General features: G+C 67.6%; 22 protein-coding genes. 15 read left to right on the top strand and 7 right to left on the bottom strand.

Translation table 11 applies throughout. The features are described 5' to 3' along the window. Nucleotides 1-82 precede the first annotated feature (82 nt). The 8 genes from rpsF (at nucleotide 83) to alr (ending at nucleotide 8022) form a co-directional block, all read left to right on the top strand. A complete protein-coding gene (rpsF, locus tag AC3IPP_RS06205; protein WP_087139219.1) occupies nucleotides 83-460 on the top strand; it encodes a 30S ribosomal protein S6 in 378 nt (125 codons plus the stop codon). Between the two features lie 11 nt (nucleotides 461-471). Then, the gene (rpsR, locus tag AC3IPP_RS06200; protein WP_003167100.1) at nucleotides 472-747 is read left to right on the top strand and encodes a 30S ribosomal protein S18; all 276 of its coding nucleotides are present in this window, start codon (nucleotides 472-474) and stop codon (nucleotides 745-747) included. Between the two features lies 1 nt (nucleotide 748). Further along, the gene (gene rplI / locus AC3IPP_RS06195) at nucleotides 749-1333 is read left to right on the top strand and encodes a 50S ribosomal protein L9 (RefSeq protein WP_087139220.1); all 585 of its coding nucleotides are present in this window, start codon (nucleotides 749-751) and stop codon (nucleotides 1331-1333) included. 402 nt (nucleotides 1334-1735) lie between these two features. Continuing rightward, complete coding sequence (locus AC3IPP_RS06190; protein WP_489150738.1) at nucleotides 1736-4144, top strand: TonB-dependent receptor plug domain-containing protein; 2409 nt, start codon at nucleotides 1736-1738, stop codon at nucleotides 4142-4144. Between the two features lie 184 nt (nucleotides 4145-4328). Then, nucleotides 4329-4706: a hypothetical protein gene (locus AC3IPP_RS06185; protein WP_489150737.1), complete on the top strand. Its 378-nt coding sequence runs from the start codon at nucleotides 4329-4331 to the stop codon at nucleotides 4704-4706. Nucleotides 4707-4767: 61 nt separating this feature from the next. Beyond that, complete coding sequence (locus AC3IPP_RS06180) at nucleotides 4768-5169, top strand: hypothetical protein (RefSeq protein WP_087139223.1); 402 nt, start codon at nucleotides 4768-4770, stop codon at nucleotides 5167-5169. A 119-nt stretch (nucleotides 5170-5288) separates the two neighbouring features. Further along, nucleotides 5289-6791: a replicative DNA helicase gene (locus AC3IPP_RS06175; RefSeq protein ID WP_087139224.1), complete on the top strand. Its 1503-nt coding sequence runs from the start codon at nucleotides 5289-5291 to the stop codon at nucleotides 6789-6791. A 181-nt stretch (nucleotides 6792-6972) separates the two neighbouring features. After that, nucleotides 6973-8022 carry an alanine racemase gene (gene alr, locus AC3IPP_RS06170; protein ID WP_489151048.1) on the top strand — a complete coding sequence of 350 codons (1050 nt, stop codon included), beginning with the start codon at nucleotides 6973-6975 and terminating at the stop codon, nucleotides 8020-8022. A gap of 45 nt (nucleotides 8023-8067) precedes the next feature. Here alr and AC3IPP_RS06165 read toward each other — a convergent pair whose 3' ends face one another. After that, the gene (locus AC3IPP_RS06165; protein WP_087139225.1) at nucleotides 8068-8685 is read right to left on the bottom strand and encodes a Yip1 family protein; all 618 of its coding nucleotides are present in this window, start codon (nucleotides 8683-8685) and stop codon (nucleotides 8068-8070) included. Between the two features lie 161 nt (nucleotides 8686-8846). On the opposite strand from AC3IPP_RS06165, the gene radA reads away from it, so the two are divergent. The 6 genes from radA to AC3IPP_RS06135 all read left to right on the top strand — a co-directional run bounded on the left by radA (nucleotide 8847) and on the right by AC3IPP_RS06135 (nucleotide 14865). Continuing rightward, nucleotides 8847-10220 carry a DNA repair protein RadA gene (gene radA / locus AC3IPP_RS06160; RefSeq protein WP_489150736.1) on the top strand — a complete coding sequence of 458 codons (1374 nt, stop codon included), beginning with the start codon at nucleotides 8847-8849 and terminating at the stop codon, nucleotides 10218-10220. 33 nt (nucleotides 10221-10253) lie between these two features. After that, nucleotides 10254-10790 (top strand): CvpA family protein, encoded by a 537-nt coding sequence (locus AC3IPP_RS06155; protein ID WP_489150735.1) that lies wholly within the window; start codon nucleotides 10254-10256, stop codon nucleotides 10788-10790. An 81-nt stretch (nucleotides 10791-10871) separates the two neighbouring features. Then, nucleotides 10872-12377: an amidophosphoribosyltransferase gene (purF, locus tag AC3IPP_RS06150; protein WP_489177450.1), complete on the top strand. Its 1506-nt coding sequence runs from the start codon at nucleotides 10872-10874 to the stop codon at nucleotides 12375-12377. Between the two features lie 6 nt (nucleotides 12378-12383). Next, entirely contained in the window at nucleotides 12384-12725 is a 342-nt protein-coding gene (locus tag AC3IPP_RS06145; protein ID WP_489150734.1) for a VOC family protein, read from the top strand. 39 nt (nucleotides 12726-12764) lie between these two features. After that, complete coding sequence (locus AC3IPP_RS06140; RefSeq protein WP_489150733.1) at nucleotides 12765-13526, top strand: SDR family NAD(P)-dependent oxidoreductase; 762 nt, start codon at nucleotides 12765-12767, stop codon at nucleotides 13524-13526. Between the two features lie 7 nt (nucleotides 13527-13533). After that, nucleotides 13534-14865 carry an O-antigen ligase family protein gene (locus AC3IPP_RS06135; RefSeq protein ID WP_489150732.1) on the top strand — a complete coding sequence of 444 codons (1332 nt, stop codon included), beginning with the start codon at nucleotides 13534-13536 and terminating at the stop codon, nucleotides 14863-14865. 6 nt (nucleotides 14866-14871) lie between these two features. Here AC3IPP_RS06135 and der read toward each other — a convergent pair whose 3' ends face one another. The 6 genes from der to AC3IPP_RS06105 form a co-directional block, all read right to left on the bottom strand. Then, the gene (gene der, locus AC3IPP_RS06130) at nucleotides 14872-16497 is read right to left on the bottom strand and encodes a ribosome biogenesis GTPase Der (RefSeq protein WP_489150731.1); all 1626 of its coding nucleotides are present in this window, start codon (nucleotides 16495-16497) and stop codon (nucleotides 14872-14874) included. A gap of 31 nt (nucleotides 16498-16528) precedes the next feature. Then, nucleotides 16529-17950, bottom strand: a complete 1422-nt coding sequence (locus AC3IPP_RS06125; protein WP_087139233.1) for a PQQ-like beta-propeller repeat protein — start codon at nucleotides 17948-17950, stop codon at nucleotides 16529-16531. Between the two features lie 25 nt (nucleotides 17951-17975). Next, nucleotides 17976-18758 (bottom strand): tetratricopeptide repeat protein, encoded by a 783-nt coding sequence (locus AC3IPP_RS06120; protein WP_489150730.1) that lies wholly within the window; start codon nucleotides 18756-18758, stop codon nucleotides 17976-17978. A gap of 144 nt (nucleotides 18759-18902) precedes the next feature. Further along, a complete protein-coding gene (locus AC3IPP_RS06115) occupies nucleotides 18903-19337 on the bottom strand; it encodes a hypothetical protein (protein ID WP_489150729.1) in 435 nt (144 codons plus the stop codon). Next, entirely contained in the window at nucleotides 19327-19884 is a 558-nt protein-coding gene (locus AC3IPP_RS06110) for an RNA polymerase sigma factor (protein WP_489150728.1), read from the bottom strand. Before AC3IPP_RS06110 ends, AC3IPP_RS06115 begins: the two co-directional genes overlap by 11 nt. A 25-nt stretch (nucleotides 19885-19909) precedes the next feature. After that, the gene (locus AC3IPP_RS06105) at nucleotides 19910-20287 is read right to left on the bottom strand and encodes a DUF6249 domain-containing protein (RefSeq protein ID WP_489150727.1); all 378 of its coding nucleotides are present in this window, start codon (nucleotides 20285-20287) and stop codon (nucleotides 19910-19912) included. Nucleotides 20288-20463: 176 nt separating this feature from the next. On the opposite strand from AC3IPP_RS06105, the gene AC3IPP_RS06100 reads away from it, so the two are divergent. Then, the gene (locus AC3IPP_RS06100) at nucleotides 20464-20700 is read left to right on the top strand and encodes a DUF2188 domain-containing protein (RefSeq protein WP_489150726.1); all 237 of its coding nucleotides are present in this window, start codon (nucleotides 20464-20466) and stop codon (nucleotides 20698-20700) included. Nucleotides 20701-20702 lie beyond the last annotated feature (2 nt).

Genomic DNA, 20702 nt, shown 5'->3' with positions numbered 1-20702 from the left:
ACTCCCGTCCGCCGCGTCAGGAGCCATCGTGGACGAACTACCCGGTTCGCCTGCGCCGATGTCCGCCAAGGGAGAATACCGCATGGCTCTTTATGAGCACACGGTCATGACGCGCCAGGATATCTCGGCGCAACAGGCCGAAGCGCTGAACGACACCATCAAGGCTCTGATCGAAGAAGGCGGCGGCTCCGTCGCCAAGATCGAGTACTGGGGTCTGCGCAACCTGACCTACCGGGTCAAGAAGAACCGCAAGGCTCACTATTCGCTGATGGCCGTTGATTGCCCGCCGGCCGCCATGGCCGAAGTCGAGCGTCAGCTGTCGATCAACGAAGACGTGCTGCGCTGGCTGACCATCCGCGTCGAGGAACTCGACCTGGAGCTGTCGCCCCTGCTGGCTCGCCGCGAACGCGAACGTGACCGCAGCGGCCCGCGCACCGACGACGCCGCGGCTTCGGAATAAGGAACCGGATCATGACCGATACGACTGCTCCCATCCCGGGCGCTCCGGCCGGCTCCGGCCCGGCCCGTCGCCCCTTCTATCGTCGCCGCAAGGTTTGCCCGTTCTCGGGCGCCAACGCGCCGAAGATCGACTACAAGGACGTGAAGCTGCTGCAGCGTTACGTCTCCGAACGCGGCAAGATCGTGCCCTCGCGCATCACCGCCGTTTCCGCCAAGAAGCAACGCGAACTGGCCAAGGCCATCAAGCGCGCCCGCTACCTGGCCCTCCTGCCGTACGTGGTGAAGTAAGATGAAGGTCGTTCTGCTGGAACGCGTCGAGAACCTCGGCGCCATCGGCGACGTCGTCACCGTCAAGGACGGCTTCGCCCGTAACTTCCTCCTGCCGCGCGACAAGGCGCGTCGGGCCACGGAAGCCAACCTGAAGGCCTTCGAAATCGAGCGCGTCGCCATTGAGGCCCGCAACGAGAAGAACAAGGCTGAGTCGCAGAAGATCGCCGACAAGATCGACGGTCAGAGCTACATCATGATCCGTCAGGCTGGTGAAACCGGCCAGCTGTACGGCTCGGTCGCCGGTCGCGACGTTGCTGAGGCCGTTCGCGCCGAAGGCGGCAAGATCGAGCGTTCGCAGGTCGTGCTGAACACGGCGATCAAGACGCTGGGCGTCCACGAAGTGCTGGTTCGCCTGCACCCCGAGGTCTCGGCCACCGTCAAGATCAACATCGCTCGTTCGGCCGACGAAGCCGAGCGTCAAGCGAAGGGCGAGGACGTGATCCGCGCTCAGTTCGACGACGAGCGTAACGCCGCCGACCAGGCCGCTCAGGAGCTGCTGGAAGGCGGCGCCGGCCAACAGGAAGGCTTCGGCGACGAAGCCTGATCCTGTCGCTTCGGCGAGATGATCGAGGGGCGCTTCCGCAAGGAAGCGCCCCTTTTTCTTGCCTGCCCAACACCCGCTCACTCTTTAGTTTTTCTCACAACCTCCTCACATAATCTCGATAGGCGTCGCCGCTTTCGCACCGCAATATCGCCATGGCTCGTCGCCCTCGACGGGCAGGAGATGACGATGCGCCCCGGCCTTTACGCTCAACTGCATCGCCCGGTGATCCGACCGGCGCGATGTCCGTGCCAGCGACCCTGAAACCGCCTTCCCTGACCGGTCCGCCGCCGGTCCGTGGTTTCCATCCGCTACCAGACTTCCGTTTCCAGACGCAGCCGGCGTTCGCCCTCCCGCGACGGCGAACCCTGACGCGCGTCCAATCAGAAAAGACGACCTCTCGAGATGACCTCCCGCTTCCCCCGCCGCCCCGCCCTTCTGGCCGCCGTATCCGGCGCCGCCCTGCTGATCGCAGGCGCCGTCTCGGCCCAAACCGTTCCTGACGACGCCACCTCAGTCGACGACATCGTAGTGACGGGCACCCGCGCTCCGGCCCGCTCGCGCCTGGACACCCTGGCCCCTGTCGACGTGGTGACGGCCGAAACCCTCCAGAACCGCGGCACGACCGAGTTCGCCGCCGCCCTGGCCCAGACGGTGCCGTCGCTGACCTTCCAGCGGCCCTCGGCCAACGACGGCACGGACTCGATCCGTCCCGCCACCCTGCGCGGCCTGTCGCCAGACCAGACCTTGGTGCTGGTCAACGGCACGCGCCGTCACGCCTCGGCCCTGGTCAACGTCAACGGCACGGTCGGGCGCGGCTCGGCCGCCGTCGATCTGAACGCCATCCCCAGCGGCGCCCTGGACCGAGTCGAGGTGCTGCGTGACGGCGCTTCGGCGCAATACGGCTCGGACGCCATCGCCGGGGTGGTCAACCTGCGCCTCAAGGAAGCCCGCGAGGGCGGCGGCGCCAGCGTCACCTACGGCCAGTACTTCACCAATGTGGAGACCGCGCGCGGCAAGCGGGACGAGCAGGACGGCCGCGCCGTCACCGTCTCGGCCTGGCAGGGCTTCGGCCTGGGCTCGGACGGCTTCCTGACCCTGTCGGCGGAATATTCCGACCGCGACCCGACCAACCGTTCGGACTACGACCCGCGTCCCGCCGCCAACGGCGCGATCACCGCCCGCTTCGGCGATCCCAAGGTCGAGCAGTGGAGCGTCTTCGCCAATGCCGGCAAGCCGCTGAACGCCGACTGGGAGGCCTACGGCTGGGCTGGCTATCAGGAGCGCGACAGTTCTTCCGCCGCCTTCCCGCGCCTGTCGAACAACCCCAACAATGTGACGTCCATCTATCCCAACGGCTTCCTGCCCAAGATCGCCATCAACTCCCAGGACGTTTCGGCGGCCGGCGGCGTGCGCGGGACGTTGGCCGGATGGGACGCGGACTTCAGCCTGGTCTACGGCCGCAACGCCCTGGAATTCCGCACCGAGGATTCGCTGAACGCCACCTACGGCGCAAACTCCCTGACCAGCTTCGATTCCGGCGGCCTGACCTATGACCAACTGGTCTTCGGCGCCGACTTCACCCGCCAGTTCGAGATCGGCCTGGACGGCGGTCCGCTAAACTTCGCCTGGGGTCTGGAGGCCCGCAAGGAGAACTACAAGATCGACGCCGGTCAGCCGGAATCGTGGAACCGCGGCCCGCTGGGATCGAACACGGCCCTGGCCGGCGGCGCCCAGGGCTTCCCCGGCTTCCAGCCCTCGAACGCGGTCGATGAGGACCGCGACGCCGTCGCCCTCTACGCCGACGTCGAAATCCCGCTGACCGAAAAGCTGACGGTCGAGGGCGCGCTGCGCGTTGAGGACTATTCCGACTTCGGCGACGCCCAGACGGGCAAGTTCGCCGCCCGCTACGACTTCACCCCGAACTTCGCCCTGCGCGGCTCGGTGTCCACCGGCTTCCGCGCCCCGTCGCTGCAGCAGAGCTTCTTCACCTCGACCTCCTCGGTCGTGCAGAACGGCGGCTTCGTCGAAACCGGCACCTTCCCCGCCACCAGCGAGGTCGCCTCGGTCCTGGGCGCCCGCCCGCTGAAGGCGGAGACCTCGACCAACTACACGCTCGGCGCCGTGATCCGTCTGGGGAATTTCGACCTGACGATCGACGCCTATCGCATCGAGATCGAGAACCAGATCGTCCTGTCGGAACTGATCAACCGCAGCTTCTCGCCCCAGGTCGCCGGTCTGCTGGACCCGCTGGGCGTCCAGGCCGCGCGCTTCTTCCTCAACGGGGTGTCGACCGAGACCGAAGGCGTCGACATCGTCGGCCGCTACCGCCTGCGGACCGAGACGGCGGGCGACTGGGACTTCACCGTCGCCGCCAACGTCAACGACGTCAGCGTGACCAAGATCCCGACCTCCTCCTCGGTGCTGAACCCGGTCCCGACCCTGTTCGCGCGCCAACGCATCCTGACCATCGAGGAGGGCACGCCGGACACCAAGGTCGCCGCCTCGGCCGACTGGAGCCAGGGCCGTTGGGGCGCGACGGCGCGGGCGACCTACTACGCCAGCGTGCTGCAACCCGGCTCGACGTCCGCCAACGACTATTCGACCGGCGACAAGACCACCATCGACCTGGAAGGCCGCTTCCAGATCACCGACCGGGTCGGCCTGGCGATCGGCGTCGACAACGTCTTCGACGAATACCCGGACTTCGTGCCGGCCAACCTGAACAACAACGGCGTGCTGGGCTTCCCCTACTACTCGCCGTTCGGGTTCAACGGCCGTTACGGCTACGCCCGGTTGAACGTGAAGTGGTGATCGGCTTGGAGCGCGCGCGCCGGGGCTTCCTCCCTGTCCTTTGAGCGCGCCTCCCTCGTCAGACGCGGCGGCCCGCGGGGAGCCGCCGCGTCTGACGAAAACTTAATGCGCGACACCGTTCGTCGGTCATGGTTCGGCTACGACCCGCGCGCTAGGCTTCACCGTCTCAAGGGAGGGAAAGCCCATGAAAACCGCCACGTTCGCCGCCGTCGCCGCCCTGGCGCTGTCCGCCCTGCCCGGCGCGGCCGCCGCCATGACGGTGCAGGAGTTCCTGACCTCAGCCAACCGTATCCCTCGCAATCCCACGGCGCTGCTGCGGTCGGACACGCGGCGGCTGATGAATGAGATGAACGGGGCCTTCAAAGCGGTGCGCGACGATCAGGCCGCCGCCAAGGCCGCAGGACGGCGCTCCGCGACCTGCATCCCCGAAGGCGCCAAGATCAGCCTCTCGCCCGACATGATCCTGAATCGCTTCAACGCCATCCCGGCCCAGCGGCGCAACATCAGCGTCAATCAGGCCGTCCGCGAATGGATGGCTGAGGACTACCCCTGCCCCGCCTGATCAAAGCCTGATCAGCCGCCGATAACTTGCGAAGCGGCGCAGGCGAGCGCATCTAGCCCCCATGTCGCGTTCCGTTCACATCCTATTCGCCGCGTCGTTAGGCGCCCTGACGCTGCTCGCCTCCGCGCCTCTGGCCCTGGCCCAGTCGTCCGACATGACCGTTCAGCAGTTTCTGACGATCGGCAAAGACATCCCGCGCAACCGCGCCGTGGCCATGATGCGCCCGGACACCCGCCGCCTGATCCGCGTCGTCACCGGCGCCGTCAGCACGGTCAAGGCCGAGCAGGCTTCGGCCGTCTCGGCGGGCCGCACGCCCGCGCACTGCATCCCTGCCTCAGGCACCGGCATCACGCCCGAGGCCCTGGTCGCGCGCTTCGAGACCATGCCGGAGTCGCGCCGTCGCATCACCGTGACCCAGGCCGTGCGCGACTGGATGGCCGAGCGCTACCCCTGCCGCGCCTGACGACCTCCTACTGATCCGACAGCGGTTTTCCGGCCCGTCCACAGGCGTCGGCGACTGTCCACGACCACGACCCCGCCCGCGTCTGACGTAGGGCGCGCCTATGCGTATTGATGATGTCGATGAACGCCTTCGCCCCGATGCCCTATGATTCCGCCAACGACGCCGTGCAGGTGTCGTCCATGCCCCACAACCTGGAGGCGGAGCAGGCCCTTCTGGGCTCGCTGATGTTCGACAACGCCGTGTTCGAGCGCCTGTCTGACCGTCTGCGCGGCAGCCATTTCTACGAGCCCTTCCACCAGCGCCTGTTCGACGCCATCGAGGATCACATCCGTCAGGGCCTGCTGGCCGAGCCGACCATCCTGATGGAGCGGTTCAAGCAGGACCCGGCGTTCCAGGAGTTCGGCGGCCTGCGCTATCTCGCAGACTTGGTGGATCGGGCGCCGCCCGCGGCCAACGCCCCCGACTATGCGCGCGTCGTCTATGACCTGGCCCTGCGCCGCGACCTGATCCGCATCGGCGGCGAGATCATCAAGGAGGCGCCCAATCCCGAGACGCCCGCCGACGAACAGATCGAACAGGCCGAGCAGACGCTTTATTCGTTGGCCGAGACGGGCAAGCCGTCGTCGGGCTTCGTCAGCTTCTCCCACGCCCTGTCCGGCGCGGTCGAGATGGCGGGCGAGGCCTATCAGCGCGAGGGCAAGCTGGCCGGTCTGGCCACCCGTCTGGACGATCTGGACCAGAAGCTGGGCGGCCTGCACCCCTCCGACCTTCTGATCCTGGCTGGTCGTCCGTCGATGGGTAAGACGGCGTTGGCCACCAACATCGCCTTCAACGTCGCGCGCAACTATCGCTGGGAGCCGACGCCGGAGGGCGGGCGCAAGACCGTCGACGGCGGCGTCGTCGCCTTCTACTCGCTGGAAATGAGCGCCGAGCAGCTGGCCATGCGTATCCTGGCCGATGCGTCGGGCGTGTCCTCGGACAAGCTGCGTAAGGGCGAGATCGACGCCTCGGACTTCGGCAAGATCCGCGACGCGGCCATCGAGATCGGCGAAAGCCCCCTCTACATCGACGCCACCGGCGGCCTGTCCATCTCCAAGCTGGCCGCGCGCGCGCGACGCCTGAAGCGGATGGAGAACGGCCTGGACCTGATCGTGGTCGACTACCTCCAGCTCGTGACGACCGGCGACAACAGCCAGAAGAACCGGGTGCAGGAAGTGTCCGAAATCACCGGCGGCCTGAAGGCCCTGGCCAAGGAACTGAACGTCCCCATCATCGCCCTGTCGCAGCTGTCGCGTCAGGTCGAGCAGCGCGAGGACAAGCGGCCCCAGTTGTCCGACCTGCGTGAATCCGGCTCGATCGAGCAGGACGCCGACTGCGTCATGTTCGTCTATCGCGAAAGCTACTACCTGGGCCGGGCCGAGCCGCGCGAAGGCACCGAAGAACACCTGAAGTGGCAGGAAGACATGGACCGCCTGCAGCATCAGGCCGAAGTGGTCATCGGCAAGCAGCGTCACGGCCCCATCGGCATCGTCAAGCTGGCGTTCGATTCCAACACCACCCGCTTCGGCAATCTGGCGAACGACGGCCGCTACGGCAGCGCCTATGCGGATATTCCAGAGTAGGCTCTCCTTCTCTGCCGTCATCGTCGGGCTTGACCCGACGATCCAGCCGCGCCGACGCCTGCCGCATCCCCGCGCTGCGCTTGCTGGATGCTCGGATCAAGTCCGAGCATGACGGCGATGGAAGGGGCCGATGGTCGCGCAAAGACTGGCGCCGCCTGAACTGCGGATTATAACCGTCGCCATGACCTCCCCCGCGCTTGCTCCCGCTGCCCTGCACGTCGATCTGGACGCGCTCGCCCGCAACTACCACACCCTGGGCGCCGTCAGCGGCTCGCCGGTCAATCCGGTCGTGAAGGCCGACGGCTACGGCCTGGGGGCCGCTGCCGTGGCCAAGCGGTTGATGGCCGAGGGCGCGCGCACCTTCTTCGTCGCCCGCGCGGCCGAGGGCGTACGCCTGCGCGAGGCGATCGGGCCGGAGCCGGTCATCTATATTCTGGACGGCTGCCATGGAGACGGCGCGGCCATGCTCAAGGCGTCCAACCTGCGGCCCGTCATCAATCACCCGACCCAGCTTCAGACCTGGCAGGCGGCGGGCGGCGGCGCCTGCGGGCTTCAGATCGACACCGGCATGAACCGGCTGGGCTTCCGCGTCGAGGACGCGCCGGAGCCGTTCGCGGGCCTCGAACTGGTCATGACCCACCTGGCCTGCGCCGACGAGCCGTCGAACCCGCTGAACCGCGGCCAGCGCGACGCCTATGCGGCGGCAGCCCAGCGCTATCCGGGCATGACGCGCTCCTTCGCCAACTCGGGCGGCTGCTTCCTGGGGCCGGACTTCGCCTTCGACGTGGTGCGGCCGGGCATCTGTCTCTACGGCGGCGGGCCGGAAGGCCGTCCCCATGACAAGATCGCTCCCGTCGCCAGCCTGATCGCCCAGGCGGTGCAGGTGCGCGACGTGCCCGCGGGCGAAACCGTCGGCTATTCGCAAGGCTATAAGGCGGAGCGGCCGATGCGCGTGGCCACCTGCGGCGCGGGCTACGCCGACGGCGTTCTGCGCAGCTACAGCCCCAAGGGACAGGTCTTCATCGCGGGCGAGATGCGGCCGATCATCGGCCGGGTGTCGATGGACGTGCTGGCGGTCGATGTGACCGGCCTCGACGTCAAGGCGGGCGATCCGGTCGAGATCTTCGGCGCCAACCGCCTGATCGACGACGCGGCGGCGGCGGCGGGCACCATCAGCTATGAACTGCTGACCTCGATCACGCCGCGCGTGCCGCGCGTCTATCAGGGCTGAACAGCAAAGGGCTGAGGCGCAAGGCCCCAGCCCTTCTCTTCAGACTTAGCTCAGGGCGAACGCCGTCGCGCCTGCGCCCACGATGACGAAGCTGGCGATCACCGCCCCGACGATGGCGAAGACGATGGCGTTCAGGATGATGGCCGCGACCACCACGACGATGGTGTAGCCCAGCGCCTTGTCGGCGGCGGTCTTCATCAACGTCGGCAGGCCCAGATACATCAGGTAGAAGCCGTACAAGCCCAGCAGGCCCGCCAGCCAGGCCAACATCGGCAGCACGTTCAGCACGCCCGCCACCCAGGCGGCGGTCATGGAATAGACGGCGACCTGCATCGCCTTCACCGGGTTCTTGGTCCCGCCGAAGGTCGGGGCTAGGGCGTCGATGATCAGGCCCAGCACATAGACGCTGACCAGGCTCAGCACATAGCTGAGCGCACCGCCCAGCAGCGGGCCGACCAGGCCGCGATGACCAAAGGCGATCTGGCCCACGATGGTCGCCACCGCCGGAATGGCCGCCAGGATGACGGCGTAGCTGGTGAACAGCCCCTTGATGCTGGCGCTTTCGGCGTCGATCACCGGCCATTCGAACTTGGGCCGTGTCAGGATGTATTTGGCCCGCGAGACGAGCGAGGGGTCGACGGCGGGGGGATTTTCAAGGGTCATTCGTTAGCCTTCTGGGCGGTTGAGTCGGATCACGGCCTTATCATGTCAGAATGACGGCTGTGTGGATGCGGGCGCAACCCCGCAGTCTTCTTATGACAGTTTCGGACGCAGGGCGTTCCAAGCCGCCTGCCCTCGCCCGCCTGATCTGCTAGGTCTGACGCATGGCGCGCGACTCTCTTCTCTTCGTCTGCAAATCCTGCGGGGCGGTTCATTCCAAATGGGCCGGGCAGTGCTCGTCATGCGGCGAGTGGAACGCTTTAGTCGAGGAATCCAAGGCCGCCCCGCCGGGCGCCATGAAGCCTGCCTCGACCGCGCGCGGCCGCGGGGTGCAGTTCGAGACGTTGCAGTCCGACACGCCCGAGCCGCCGCGCATCGTCACCGGCGTGACCGAGTTCGACCGCGTCTGCGGCGGCGGCGTGGTGCCGGGCTCGGCCATCCTGCTGGGCGGCGACCCCGGCGTCGGCAAGTCGACCCTGCTGCTGGAGGTCACGGCCAAGGCGGCCCGCAACGGCGCCAAGGTCGCCTATATCTCGGGCGAAGAAGCGATCGAGCAGATCCGCGCCCGCGCCAAACGCATGGGCGTGGCCGACGCCGATGTGTCGCTGGCCTCCGCCACCGCGCTGCGCGACATCCTGACGACGCTGAAGCGCGATCCGTTCGACATCGTCATCATCGACTCCATCCAGACGCTGTGGAGCGACGCGCACGACGCCGGGCCGGGCTCCATCACCCAGGTGCGCGCCTGCGCCGCCGAACTGGTGCGGCTGGCCAAGAACGGCGGCCCGGCCATCGTCCTGGTCGGCCACGTCACCAAGGACGGCCAGATCGCCGGGCCGCGCGTGGTCGAACACATGGTCGACGCCGTTCTCAGCTTCGAAGGCGAGCGGGGCTATCCCTTCCGCATCCTGCGCGCAGGCAAGAACCGTTTCGGCGCCACCGACGAGATCGGCGTGTTCGAGATGGGCGACGCCGGCCTGCGCGAAGTGCCCAACCCATCGGCCCTGTTCCTAGGCGAAGGCAAGGACCGGGCGCCCGGCGCCGCCGTCTTCGCCGGGATCGAGGGATCGCGCCCGGTTCTGGTGGAAATTCAGGCTCTTGTTGCACCCTCTGCATATGGCACGCCAAGACGGGCCGTCGTCGGCTGGGACTCTGGCCGCCTGGCCATGCTGCTGGCGGTGCTGGAGGCGCGCTGCGGTCTGGGGTTCGGAGACAAGGACGTCTATCTGAACGTCGCGGGCGGCATGCGGATCAACGAACCCGCCGCCGACCTGGCCGCCGCCGCCGCCCTGATCTCATCGGCGCTGGACATGCCCCTGCCGCAGGGCTGCGTCGTCTTTGGCGAGATCGGCCTGTCGGGCGAGGTCCGCGCCGTTGGCCGCGCCGAGGCCCGCCTGCGCGAGGCGAAGAAGCTGGGCTTCGAGCGCGCCCTCGCGCCGCCACAAGCCAATGGCAAGGTGAAGAAGGGCGATGTCGCCCTGACCGTCGTCACCCGCCTGACCGACGCGGTCGAGCGAATCTCCCAGAACCGCTACTAAGGCGCGTTCCCATCCCTTGAGGCCGCAGAGCGCGTGACCGGCTACGACGTCTTCGTGATCCTGGCCCTGCTGGCCTCGGGCGCCGCCGGATGGTTCCGGGGCGGCATGCGCGAGATCACGGCCCTGCTCAGTTTTCTTCTGGCGGCGCTGCTGGCGCTCATCACCCTGCCGTGGACGGCGCCGATCGGGCGCGGCCTGGTCGATCCGGACTGGGCTGGGTCGGTGCTGGCCGTGGGGCTGGTCTTCGTCATCCTCTATTTCGGCCTGCGCTTCCTCGGTTCGGCCATTTCGCAGGGCGCGCGCGGCCACGCACTAGGCGTGCTGGACCAGACGCTGGGCCTTGTTGTCGGCCTGGTTCGCGCCCTGGGCCTGATCGGCGCGGTGCACCTGGTCATCATGGGCGCCATGCAGGACAACCCGCCGCGCTGGCTGTCCGAAGCCGCGACGGCGCCCGTCAGCGAAGGCGCCGCCCGCGCCATCCAGATCGTGCTGCCGACCCTGGGCAAGGGCGCCGACGCCCTGACTCCCGTCGTCGGTTCTTCCGTTCGCGAAGGGTTTTCCGACCAATGAGGCTTGCCCCGGACGCCTGGGCGGCTTACGTGCGCGGCGCCGCCCTTTGAGTTATCCTTCCCCGGTCATCGGAGCCTGACGATGCGCCACCATATCGCCGAACCCGTCGTTCACCGTGAGCATTGGCGTGAGCCGGAAGACGACCAGCTGCGCCTCGAATGCGGCGTCTGCGGCGTCTGGGGCGCGCCCGAGAACGAGGCGTCCTCCATCGTCGCCCTGGGCCTGCACGCCCTGCAGCATCGGGGCCAGGAAGCCTGCGGCATCGCCAGCGTCCATGACGACCGCTTCTACACCGAACGGCACCAGGGACTCGTCGGCGACGCCTTCGGCAACGCCGAACTGACGAAACGCCTGCCGGGCCAGGCCTCCATCGGCCACACCCGCTACTCCACCGCCGGCGGCAGCTTCCTGCGCAACATCCAGCCGATGTTCGCCGATCTGGATCAGGGCGGCATCGCCATCGCCCACAACGGCAACCTGACGAATTTCAAATACCTGCACGCACAACTTGTCTCCGAAGGCGCGATCTTCCAGTCGACCTCGGACTCCGAGGCCATCCTTCACCTGATCGCCCGCAGCCGTAAGGCCAAGATCGTCGACCGCTTCATCGACGCCCTGAGCCGGATCGAGGGCGGCTACGCCCTGGTGGCCCAGACCCGCTACAAGATGATCGGCGCGCGCGACCCGCTGGGCATCCGCCCGCTGGTTCTGGGCAAGGTCGGCGAGGCCTGGGTGCTGGCGTCCGAGACCTGCGCCCTCGACACCATCGGCGCCACCTTCGTGCGCGATGTCGAACACGGCGAGGTCGTGGTCATCGACGAGGAAGGCCTGACCTCGATCAAGCCCTTCGCCGCACGCGCCGCTCGCCCCTGCCTGTTCGAATACGTCTACTTCGCCCGTCCCGATTCCGTCGTGAACGGCCTGTCGGTCTATGACGTCCGCAAGGAGATGGGCCGTCGCCTGGCGCGCGAACACACGGTCGAGGCCGACATCGTGGTGCCGGTGCCCGACTTAGGCGTCCCCGCCGCCCTCGGCTACGCCCAGGAAAGCGGCCTGCCCTATGAAATGGGCATCATCCGCAGCCACTATCTGGGCCGCACCTTCATCCAGCCCAGCCAGGGCGCCCGTCAGAAGGGCGTGCGGATGAAGCACAGCCCCAACCGCGCCGCTCTTGAAGGCAAGCGCGTCGTGCTGATCGACGATTCCATCGTGCGCGGCACCACCTCGCTGAAGCTGGTCCGCGCCGTGCGCGCGGCGGGCGCCAAGGAGGTTCACCTGCGCTCGGCCAGCCCGCAGATCCTCTTCCCCGACTTCTACGGCATCGACATGCCCGAGCGGTCGCAGCTGATGGCCGCCACCCACAGCATGGAAGAAATGCGCGCGGTGCTGGAGGTCGACTCCCTCGGCTTCCTGTCCATCGACGGCCTGTATGACGCCCTGGGCGCCGGACCGCGCAACGCCGCCAGCCCGCAGTACACCGACCACTATTTCACCGGCGACTATCCGACCCGCCTGCTGGACCGTGAGATCGAGGAAGGCGGCCGCGATCCGCGTGGTAAGCAACTTTCTCTGCTGGTGACCGCTTAAGGCTGGATGATCCAGCTCGGCTACTTCACGCTCGACACCCCTGACGTCGACAAGGCCCGCGCCTTCTACGCGGGCCTGTTCGGCTGGCGCTTCGATGAGGCCTCGTCCAGCCCGACCTACGCCCATGTGGTCGAGTCCGACCCGGCCTTCGGCCTCACCAAGGGCGAGCACAAGGCCTTCCCCAACCTCTATTTCCGCGTGGACGACATCCACGCCGCCTGCGCCCGCGTGACCGAGCTGGGCGGCCGTGCGGCCGTGCCCGCCGAAAGCCCGTCCGGCCTGTCCGTCGTGGTCAGCGACGATCAGGGCGTCAGCTTCAGCCTGTGGCAGGCCGCGCCGGGCTACTGAGCCTTTCGCCGGACGTCGGGCCGCGCTATCAGCGGCCCCATGTCCGAACACGCTTCCCTCCCCCTCGCCAACCGCGTCGCCCTGGTTGTCGGCGCTTCGCGCGGCATCGGCCGCGAATCCGCTCTGGCCCTGGCCAAGGCCGGCGCCCATGTGGTCGCCGCCGCGCGCACCCAGGGCGCCCTCGAGGAACTGGACGACGAAATCTTCGCCGCCACCGGCCAGCACGCCAGCCTGGTTCCGTTCGACCTGGTGGACGGTGGCGCCATCGACCGCCTGGGCGGCGCCCTGTTCCAACGCTTCGGCAAGCTGGACATCTGGGTCCAGGCGGCCGCCACCATGGGCCCGTCGGGCCTGACCCCGGTCGCCCACGCCGAGCCGCGCGAGTTCGCCAAGGTTGAGAAGATCAACTTCACCGGCGTCTATCGCCTGATCCGCTCGCTGGAGCCGCTGCTGCGCGCCTCCGACGCCGGACGCGCCATCCATCTGACCACCAGCGTCGCCAGCCAGCCGCGCGCCTTCTGGGGCATGTACGCCGCGACCAAGGCGGGCGCCGAAGCCCTGGTCAAATGCTGGGCCGACGAGATCGAAAGCACCCCCGTGCGCGCCTGCATCGTCGATCCGGGCCGGATGCAGACGCAGTTGCGCGCCCAGGCGTTTCCGGGCGAAGATCCCAGCGTTCTTCCGCATCCCTCGGAGATCGGTCCCCTGATCGTCGAACTGGCCCGCCCTGATCTCACCCCGCCTCTGACGGTCAGCTTCAAGGAATGGAAGCAAGGCCTGTCGGCGGACGCCCTGGTCTGATCTGCGCGTGATCGAGGGGCTGGATCCGGGCGCACGGTCGCTAGCGAACCCGGCGGCGAAACGCCCCTCGCTTCCACTTGTGCGCGCCGCCCCCCTGACCGACATCGTCGCCGTGGTCGCTTCGGTCGGGCTGATCCTCACCTACGTCGGTTTCTGGAGCGCGCCGCTGACCGGCTACGGCGCGAGGTCCGCAGACTTCCTGCGCAATTTCTACTACCCGGCCTATCTGCTGGCGCTGATTCTGGTCTGCCTGCGGCCTGAGCGCGCGCTCAAAGGCCTGATACGATCGCCGCTTCTGATCGCGCTCCTGCTGCTGACGGCGGCGACCTACTTCTGGTCGATCATGCCGGAGCTTACCGCACGGCGCATACCCGCCCTGGCCTTCACCACCCTGGCGGGCGTCGCGCTGGCCTCGCGGTGGAGCTGGCGCAGCCTGACGGAAATCATCGCCGGAACCCTGGCGGTCCTGGCGATCCTGTCCTTTCTTGTCGGGGCGCTGCTGCCTCAGATGGGACGGATGGACGAGATCTTCCCCGGCGCCTGGCGCGGCCTGTGGCTGGAGAAGAACTCCATGGGCAACGTCATGGTCAAGACGACCGTCTTCCTGCTGGCGGCCGGCGTGATGGCTCCCGAGCGGCGCAAGTTGTGGTTCGGTCTCGCCGTCGTCCCCGTCATGCTGATCCTGCTGTCGACGTCGAAGACCGCCCTGGTCGTCCTGGTCCTGTCACTGGCGTCCATGGGCTTTGTCGCCGTGGTCAAGTCTGGACCCCTGCGTGCGGTCGTCGCCACCTGGCTGGCCGTCGTCTTCGTCATCGGCGGGGGTCTGCTGATCGCGATGGAAACCGACACCTTCTTCGCCCTGCTCGGCAAGGACGCGACCTTGACCGGGCGAACCGAAATCTGGTCAGGCATCATGCAGCAGATGGCCGAGCACCCCTGGAAAGGCTTCGGCTACGGCGCCGTATGGGACGATCCCAGCTTCACCGGCCCCAAGGCCTGGATCGGCTATCAGGCTCACTTTACGCCCGCCGATGCACACAGCGGCTGGCTGGAGCTGTACATCGCCTTGGGCCTGGGCGGCGTCATCCTGTTCGCCCTGTTCCTGACCCAGATATGGGCGCAGTCCCTGTGGGCGGCCTACACCAGCCCTGGCGGCTGGCTGGCCCTGCCGCTGATCGCGTCTTTCACCGTGACGATGCTGACCGAGAGCATCGCCATGAACTGGCATGAACTGCGTTGGGTGATCGTCGTGGCGCTGGCGCTGAAGCTGGCGTTGGGGGACGAACCGACAGTCCCATCCCGGCCGCACCTCAAGAGAGGCGCGACCGGGCAGGTCTGATGTGAATCAGCGCTTGGCGCCGCCCTTCTGGCCCGTCCGGACGCGGCCCGAGCGGGACACCTGACGCGCGCCGCCGCGTGCGCCCTTGCCGATGAAGGCGTTGGAGCCCGCCTTCTTCGACGCGCTGGCCTTCAATCCGCCCAGGGGCTTCACCTTGGGTTTGATGCCGGCCTTGGCCTTCTGCTCCAGCGCCTTGCCGGGCAGGTTGGACAGTTTCTCGGCCTTCTCGGCCTTGATCACCCGGCGCGGGGCGGTCTTGGCGTCGCCCTTGAAGCGTTCCGGCCCCGACTTGGCGCCGCCATCCGCATAAGGGTTGGCCGAGCCCGACTTGACGTTCAGGCGGATCGGCGTGCCTGGCAGGTCGAAGCTCTCGCGCAGCGAGTTGACCAGATAGCGCTTGTAGTGCTCCGGCATCGCCTCAGCCCGGCTGGCCATCAGCACGAACGTCGGAGGGCGCGCCTTGGTCTGGGCCATGTATTTCGGCTTGATACGCTTGCCGTCCACGGCGGGCGGCGGGTGTCTCTGGGTCGCCAGGGACAGCCAGTCGTTCAGATCCTTGGTCTTCACCTTGACCGACCAGGTGTCATAGGCCTGAAGCACGGCGGGCATCAGACGCTCGACGCCCCGCCCGTTGAACGACGACAGGGCCACGAAGGGCGAGCCGCGCAACTGCGGCAGCTTGTCGTCAGCCAGGCGCTTCAGTTCGGCCAGGCGCGCCTGCGGCTCTTCTTCCAGATCCCATTTGGACGCGACATAGATCAGCGCCCGCCCTTCCCGCTCGACCAGATCGGCCAGTTGCAGGTCCTGGGTGTCAAAGGCGTCGTCCTTGTCCATCATCATGATCACCACCTCGGCGAAGGTGATGGCGCGGATGGTGTCGGCGACCGACAGCTTTTCCAGTTTTTCCTGAACGCGCGCCTTGCGCCGCATCCCGGCGGTGTCGACCAGGCGGATGTTCTTGCCTTCATAGACCCAGTCCACCGAGATGGAGTCGCGGGTGATGCCGGCTTCCGGCCCGGTCAACAGGCGGTCATCGCCGATCAGGCGGTTGATCAAGGTGGACTTGCCGGCGTTCGGGCGGCCGATGACCGCGATGCGGATCGGTTTCTCCAGCTCGTCGATCTCTTCGATGAAGATGTCTTCCGACGCGGCCACGAGGGCCTGATACAGGTCGGCCATGCCCTCGCCATGCTCGGCCGAGATCGGCACAGGCTCGCCGAAGCCCAGGCCATGCGCCTCGCCCACGCCGCCGCCGCTCTCACGGCTCTCGGACTTATTGGCCAGCAGGACGATAGGCTTGTGCACCTTACGCAGGCGATCGGCGAAGATGCGGTCCAGCGACGTCACGCCTTCGCGCGCGTCCATCATGAACATGATCAGGTCCGCGTCCTCGATCGCCGCCTCGGTCTGCTCGCGCATCCGGGCTTCCAGGCTTTCGTCGGTGACGTCCTCATACCCTGCGGTGTCGATCAGGGTCAGATCCATGTCGCCGATCACGCCGTCGGCGTAGCGGCGGTCACGGGTCACGCCGGGGCGATCATCGACCAGCGCAAGGCGCTTGCCGACGAGGCGATTGAACAGTGTCGACTTGCCCACATTGGGGCGGCCGACGATGGCGACCTTCAGAGCCATGCCGGCCTTCTAGCTTAAATCAGTGAAAAGGTCAGCGGATGCTGACCAGTTGGCCCTTGTCGGTCAGGACATAAAGGGCGCCGTTGTAGGCGGCCGGAGCAATATAGGCCGCCGCGCCCAGCTTCAGGCTGCCGGTCTGCGCGCCGGTTTTCGGATCGAAAGCCACAGCCTCGCCGTCCGAATTGACCAGGACCAGACGGTTCGACGCCAGGATCGGGCCCGACCAGGTCGGACGCACGGTGCGCTTGCCGAAGCCCAGGAAGCCGCCTTCCTTGCGGACGCGGCCCTCGTTCAGATCACGCGACCAATAGACCTGGCCCGTCTCGCGGTTGACCACGGTCAATTCGCCCGCCTGGGACACCACATAGACCACGTCGCCGACCGGCAGGGGCTGGTTCACCCCGACGATGGGCAGAGACCATTTCGGCTGGCCGCTGCGCAGATCCATCACCTGCATCACGCCCGACTGGCTGATGGCGTAGACCTGACCGCGGCTGACGACCGGACGACCGGCGATGTCGCGCAGCTCCGACAGGGCGCTGGTGCGGCTGGTGCGCGACAGCACCTGCTCCCACACCGGCTGGCCGTTGGTCGCCTGCAGGGCCACGATCTGACCCGAGGAGAAAGGCGCCACCACCGTGCCGCCGCTGACCGCCGGGCTGGAGGCGCGCATGATGCGGGCCGGCTCGGTGATGCCGCGATAGGACCAGTCCTGCTGACCGTTGGCCACGTTGAAGGCCATCAGCTGGTTGTCGATGTCGACGACATAGACGCGCTGGCCCGCCACCGTCGGCGCGCCGTGGATCGGCAGGTCGACCGGCGTGCGCCACAGCTCGGCGCCCGTATTGGCGTCAAACGCCGTCATGACGCGATAGCCCGACGAAACGAAGACCTTGCCGCCGCTGACGGCCACGCCGCCGCCGAAGCCGCCGCCGCCCGATCCGCCGCCCAGGCCGATGCCCATGAAGCGACGGCCGCGATCAGCCTCCTCGACCTTGACGCTGGCCTTCCACAGGACAGCGCCGGTGCCGGCGTCCACGGCGGTCACGCCCGCTTCGCCGTCCAGCACGAAGAGCTTGCCGTCTTCGGCCACCACCGGGGACATGACCTGGCGATCGTTCGCCGAACCGGCGCCGATGTCGCGCCGCCAGGCGACGGTGAATTCAGGCGCGGCGATCACATGTTCGACCGCATTCTCGGCGTTGCCGCCGGGCTGGCTCCAGGCGGTCGCCGCCTGCGGACCCGGCAGGAAGAAGTCACGACCCGACAGGGCCGCCGAAGGCGCGAGCTGCTGCTCGAACTCAAGGATGGAGACACGTTGCCCCTCGGTCGCCGTCGCAACCGGTTCCTTGTCTCCGCCCAGGCCGAACGGCAGGGCGTTGCGGACCGTGCCGCACGACGCGACGGTCAGGGCCAGACCGCTCAACAGGGCGACTTTAAGGGTTTTGGTCATTTGTTGGCGTCCCGAGGGAGTCAAATCAGGGGGCAGGCGTCGGGGCCGGCGCTTGAGCCGGGGCCGCAGCCTCGGCCGGAGCGGCGACGGCGGCGGGAGCCGCCTGGCCCGGAGCCGGCGTCGGCAGCGCAGCGGCGGCCTTGACGATGGCGGCCAGATTGGCGGCCGTGCCGGTATCGACCGCCTGAACGGCGGCCTGGGCGCGCTGGCGCACCGGGTCCGGCACGTCCTGGCCGAGTTGCAGTTGCACGAAGGTCTGGCGCGCCTCGGCGGTCTTGCCGTGCTGCAGCTGGGCCATGGCCAGGGCTTCCTGGGCGAAGGCCTGCATCGGGCGCTTGTCGCCGGTCAGCGGCTCCAGACGCTTCTGCACGTCTTCCAGCGAGGCTGTGTCCATGACCAGGAAGACCGCCTTCAGGGCGGCGATGTCGGACAGGATCGGATCCTTGGCGGCCTTGGCGGCTTCATCCAGCAGGGCCACGGCGTCGGCCGTCTTGTTCTCGGCCTGGGCCAGACCCGCCTGCTGCATCAGGGCCAGGGCCTTGTAGCCGCCGCCGGCCTTGGCCGACTCGGCGAAGGCGGTCTTGGCTTCAGCGGGCTTGCCCGCCTGCAGCGCCTGAACGCCCTGCTCATAGGCGGCCGAGGCCTTGTCAGCCTGCGAGCTCACATAGGATTGCCAGCCCCACCAGGCCAGCGCAGCGACCAGGGCGACCGCCAGCAGACCGCCCAGAATGGGCAGCCAGGTACGGGCCATACGCTTATAGCGTTCGGAGCGAAGCTCCTCCTCGACCTGCTCGAAGACATCAACCACGAAACGTCGCCCCAAAAATGCAGCCAAGGCCGATCATAAAACCGCCGCGACCCTAGAGGTTCGGCGTCACGGCCGCAACGCAGGCGTTGGGCGCGAAACGGCTTTTTCCAGCCCTAAGCCGTGACTGGGGCGGGAAAACGGCGCTCAGATCTGTTGCGACAGCTTCACCACGCCCGCCGCCAGCAAGGCGACCAGCACCCCGGCCGTCGCCCAGAACACCTGCATCCCGCCCATGGAGCCCATGGCGTTGAAGGCCGCATCGCCCAGTCCGGTCCGCTCCAGCAGGGACTGAACCGCCAGGCCGCCCTGAATCCCAGCCTGGGCGCCGGCCGAATCGATCCCGCCGCCGCCCGCCTGGGCCGTGAAGCCGTCCGGTCCCAGATGGAAGTTGACGTTCAGCAGTTCGCGCACCGCGATCAGCCCGCCGATCAGCCCCGCCGCCGACAGAGCCACAGACCGCACGCGCGAGGCCTTGTTCAGCCGCGCGGCCACGTCCGCTTCAAAGAAGACCGAATCGGCGAAGTGCGGCGTCTGCGCGAACAGGCGCTCAATCGTGGGATCGAATTCGTCAGCCGACATGGGATGCGCTCCCGATTGCAACCGGCCCCGGCTGGAGCCGGGCCCGAAGTTTATCCAGACCACGCTTGACATGAGATTTCACCGTTCCAAGCGGCAAATTCATGGCCGCGGCGATTTCCGGGTGCGACAGCCCCGCGCCATGACACAGGGAGACGCACAGGCGTTCGACCTCGCTGAGCCCCTTCAAGGCCTCGTCCAGGTCCACGCGGCCGATGCTGTCGACAGCGGGCGCGATGTTTTCCGTTTCGCTTTCCGCCACATAACGCGCCTCTTTCGAGATGCGTCTCAGGTACATGCGGGCGGCGATACGCTTGATCCAGGCGGCGAAAGTGCCCTCGCCCCGGAACTCTGCGCATTTCTCGAACGCCAGCAGAAAGGCGTCCTGAGCCACGTCGTCGGCCAGGGCCGGCTGGGCGCCCATGCGGCGCAGCAGACCCCGCACCGCCGAGCCGTGGCGACGGACCAGTTCGCCGAACTCGCGGCGGCCGCCGCCGGCCGCAAGCCCGGCCAGCTCGACGTCGTGCAGATCACGTAAGTCTCGGGCCATGACGGCTTCCCTGCTCCGGTCCGCCTCAGCCTTTGTTCTTGTTGAAGAAGCTCAGGATGATGAAGGCCAGGCCGATCATGCCTGGGATCGCGGCGCCGCCGACGATGGGATAGAAGGCGTCGAAGTCGGCGAAGCTGACCGCATAGCCCAACAGGGCGATGCCGATTGCGACCGACAGCAGGATCACGCCCGCTCTCAGGTCGCGCGCCGCCGTTGCGACCGGCTTCGCATTGTCCTTGCTGATGGCTTCGATCACTTCCGGCGGCAGGGACTGCCCCTTCTCGATGGAGGCCCGCAGCGTCGCCTGCATCTCGCGCCGCTCACGACTCTTGAGCCACGTCGGCACAAGAACGATCCCCGCGATCATTGCAAAGAACGCCAGCGGAATGAGAACGTCGTCCATGAGTTTGATCCCTGTTCGGCCAAGCCTGATGCGGCGGCCTTCTGATCACAAGAGGCGGCGATGATCGCTTACGGATGCAGTTGCGCGCATGAACTCTTCGTAATGCGTCACCACAGCGTGACTCGACACGCCCGAAGCGGCGTTCAACGGTGCCGTCGAACCCTTCGGAGCGCCGCATGAACATCACCTATCGCATCGTCCAGCACGACGGCGGCTGGGCCTACAAGCTCGGCGACAGCTATTCAGAGACCTTCGCCAGCCACGCGGCCGCGCTGGCGGCGGCCACGGCCGCGGCGCGCGAGCAGCGCGTGCCGGACCGCACCTCCTGGATCGAATATGAGGACGCCGCGGGCCAGTGGGTCACTGAGCGCGCCGACGGCCACGACCGCCCGACCACGGCCGTCGAGGACTGAGC

The sequence above is a fragment of the Brevundimonas sp. KH_060 genome (assembly GCF_057838275.1).
This window is presented reverse-complemented; position numbering and strand designations above follow the sequence as displayed.

What these genes read in the sequence shown, in the direction of transcription:
- der (WP_489150731.1), bottom strand. Translation starts at nt 16,497, where the DNA reads ATGGCTCTGAAGGTCGCCATCGTCGGCCGCCCCAATGTGGGCAAGTCG.
- AC3IPP_RS06190 (WP_489150738.1), top strand. Translation starts at nt 1,736, where the DNA reads ATGACCTCCCGCTTCCCCCGCCGCCCCGCCCTTCTGGCCGCCGTATCC.
- AC3IPP_RS06145 (WP_489150734.1), top strand. Translation starts at nt 12,384, where the DNA reads ATGATCCAGCTCGGCTACTTCACGCTCGACACCCCTGACGTCGACAAG.
- rplI (WP_087139220.1), top strand. Translation starts at nt 749, where the DNA reads ATGAAGGTCGTTCTGCTGGAACGCGTCGAGAACCTCGGCGCCATCGGC.
- AC3IPP_RS06185 (WP_489150737.1), top strand. Translation starts at nt 4,329, where the DNA reads ATGAAAACCGCCACGTTCGCCGCCGTCGCCGCCCTGGCGCTGTCCGCC.
- AC3IPP_RS06140 (WP_489150733.1), top strand. Translation starts at nt 12,765, where the DNA reads ATGTCCGAACACGCTTCCCTCCCCCTCGCCAACCGCGTCGCCCTGGTT.
- AC3IPP_RS06100 (WP_489150726.1), top strand. Translation starts at nt 20,464, where the DNA reads ATGAACATCACCTATCGCATCGTCCAGCACGACGGCGGCTGGGCCTAC.
- AC3IPP_RS06175 (WP_087139224.1), top strand. Translation starts at nt 5,289, where the DNA reads ATGAACGCCTTCGCCCCGATGCCCTATGATTCCGCCAACGACGCCGTG.
- rpsR (WP_003167100.1), top strand. Translation starts at nt 472, where the DNA reads ATGACCGATACGACTGCTCCCATCCCGGGCGCTCCGGCCGGCTCCGGC.
- AC3IPP_RS06105 (WP_489150727.1), bottom strand. Translation starts at nt 20,287, where the DNA reads ATGGACGACGTTCTCATTCCGCTGGCGTTCTTTGCAATGATCGCGGGG.
- radA (WP_489150736.1), top strand. Translation starts at nt 8,847, where the DNA reads ATGGCGCGCGACTCTCTTCTCTTCGTCTGCAAATCCTGCGGGGCGGTT.
- alr (WP_489151048.1), top strand. Translation starts at nt 6,973, where the DNA reads ATGACCTCCCCCGCGCTTGCTCCCGCTGCCCTGCACGTCGATCTGGAC.
- AC3IPP_RS06180 (WP_087139223.1), top strand. Translation starts at nt 4,768, where the DNA reads ATGTCGCGTTCCGTTCACATCCTATTCGCCGCGTCGTTAGGCGCCCTG.
- AC3IPP_RS06125 (WP_087139233.1), bottom strand. Translation starts at nt 17,950, where the DNA reads ATGACCAAAACCCTTAAAGTCGCCCTGTTGAGCGGTCTGGCCCTGACC.
- AC3IPP_RS06165 (WP_087139225.1), bottom strand. Translation starts at nt 8,685, where the DNA reads ATGACCCTTGAAAATCCCCCCGCCGTCGACCCCTCGCTCGTCTCGCGG.
- AC3IPP_RS06115 (WP_489150729.1), bottom strand. Translation starts at nt 19,337, where the DNA reads ATGTCGGCTGACGAATTCGATCCCACGATTGAGCGCCTGTTCGCGCAG.
- rpsF (WP_087139219.1), top strand. Translation starts at nt 83, where the DNA reads ATGGCTCTTTATGAGCACACGGTCATGACGCGCCAGGATATCTCGGCG.
- AC3IPP_RS06110 (WP_489150728.1), bottom strand. Translation starts at nt 19,884, where the DNA reads ATGGCCCGAGACTTACGTGATCTGCACGACGTCGAGCTGGCCGGGCTT.
- purF (WP_489177450.1), top strand. Translation starts at nt 10,872, where the DNA reads ATGCGCCACCATATCGCCGAACCCGTCGTTCACCGTGAGCATTGGCGT.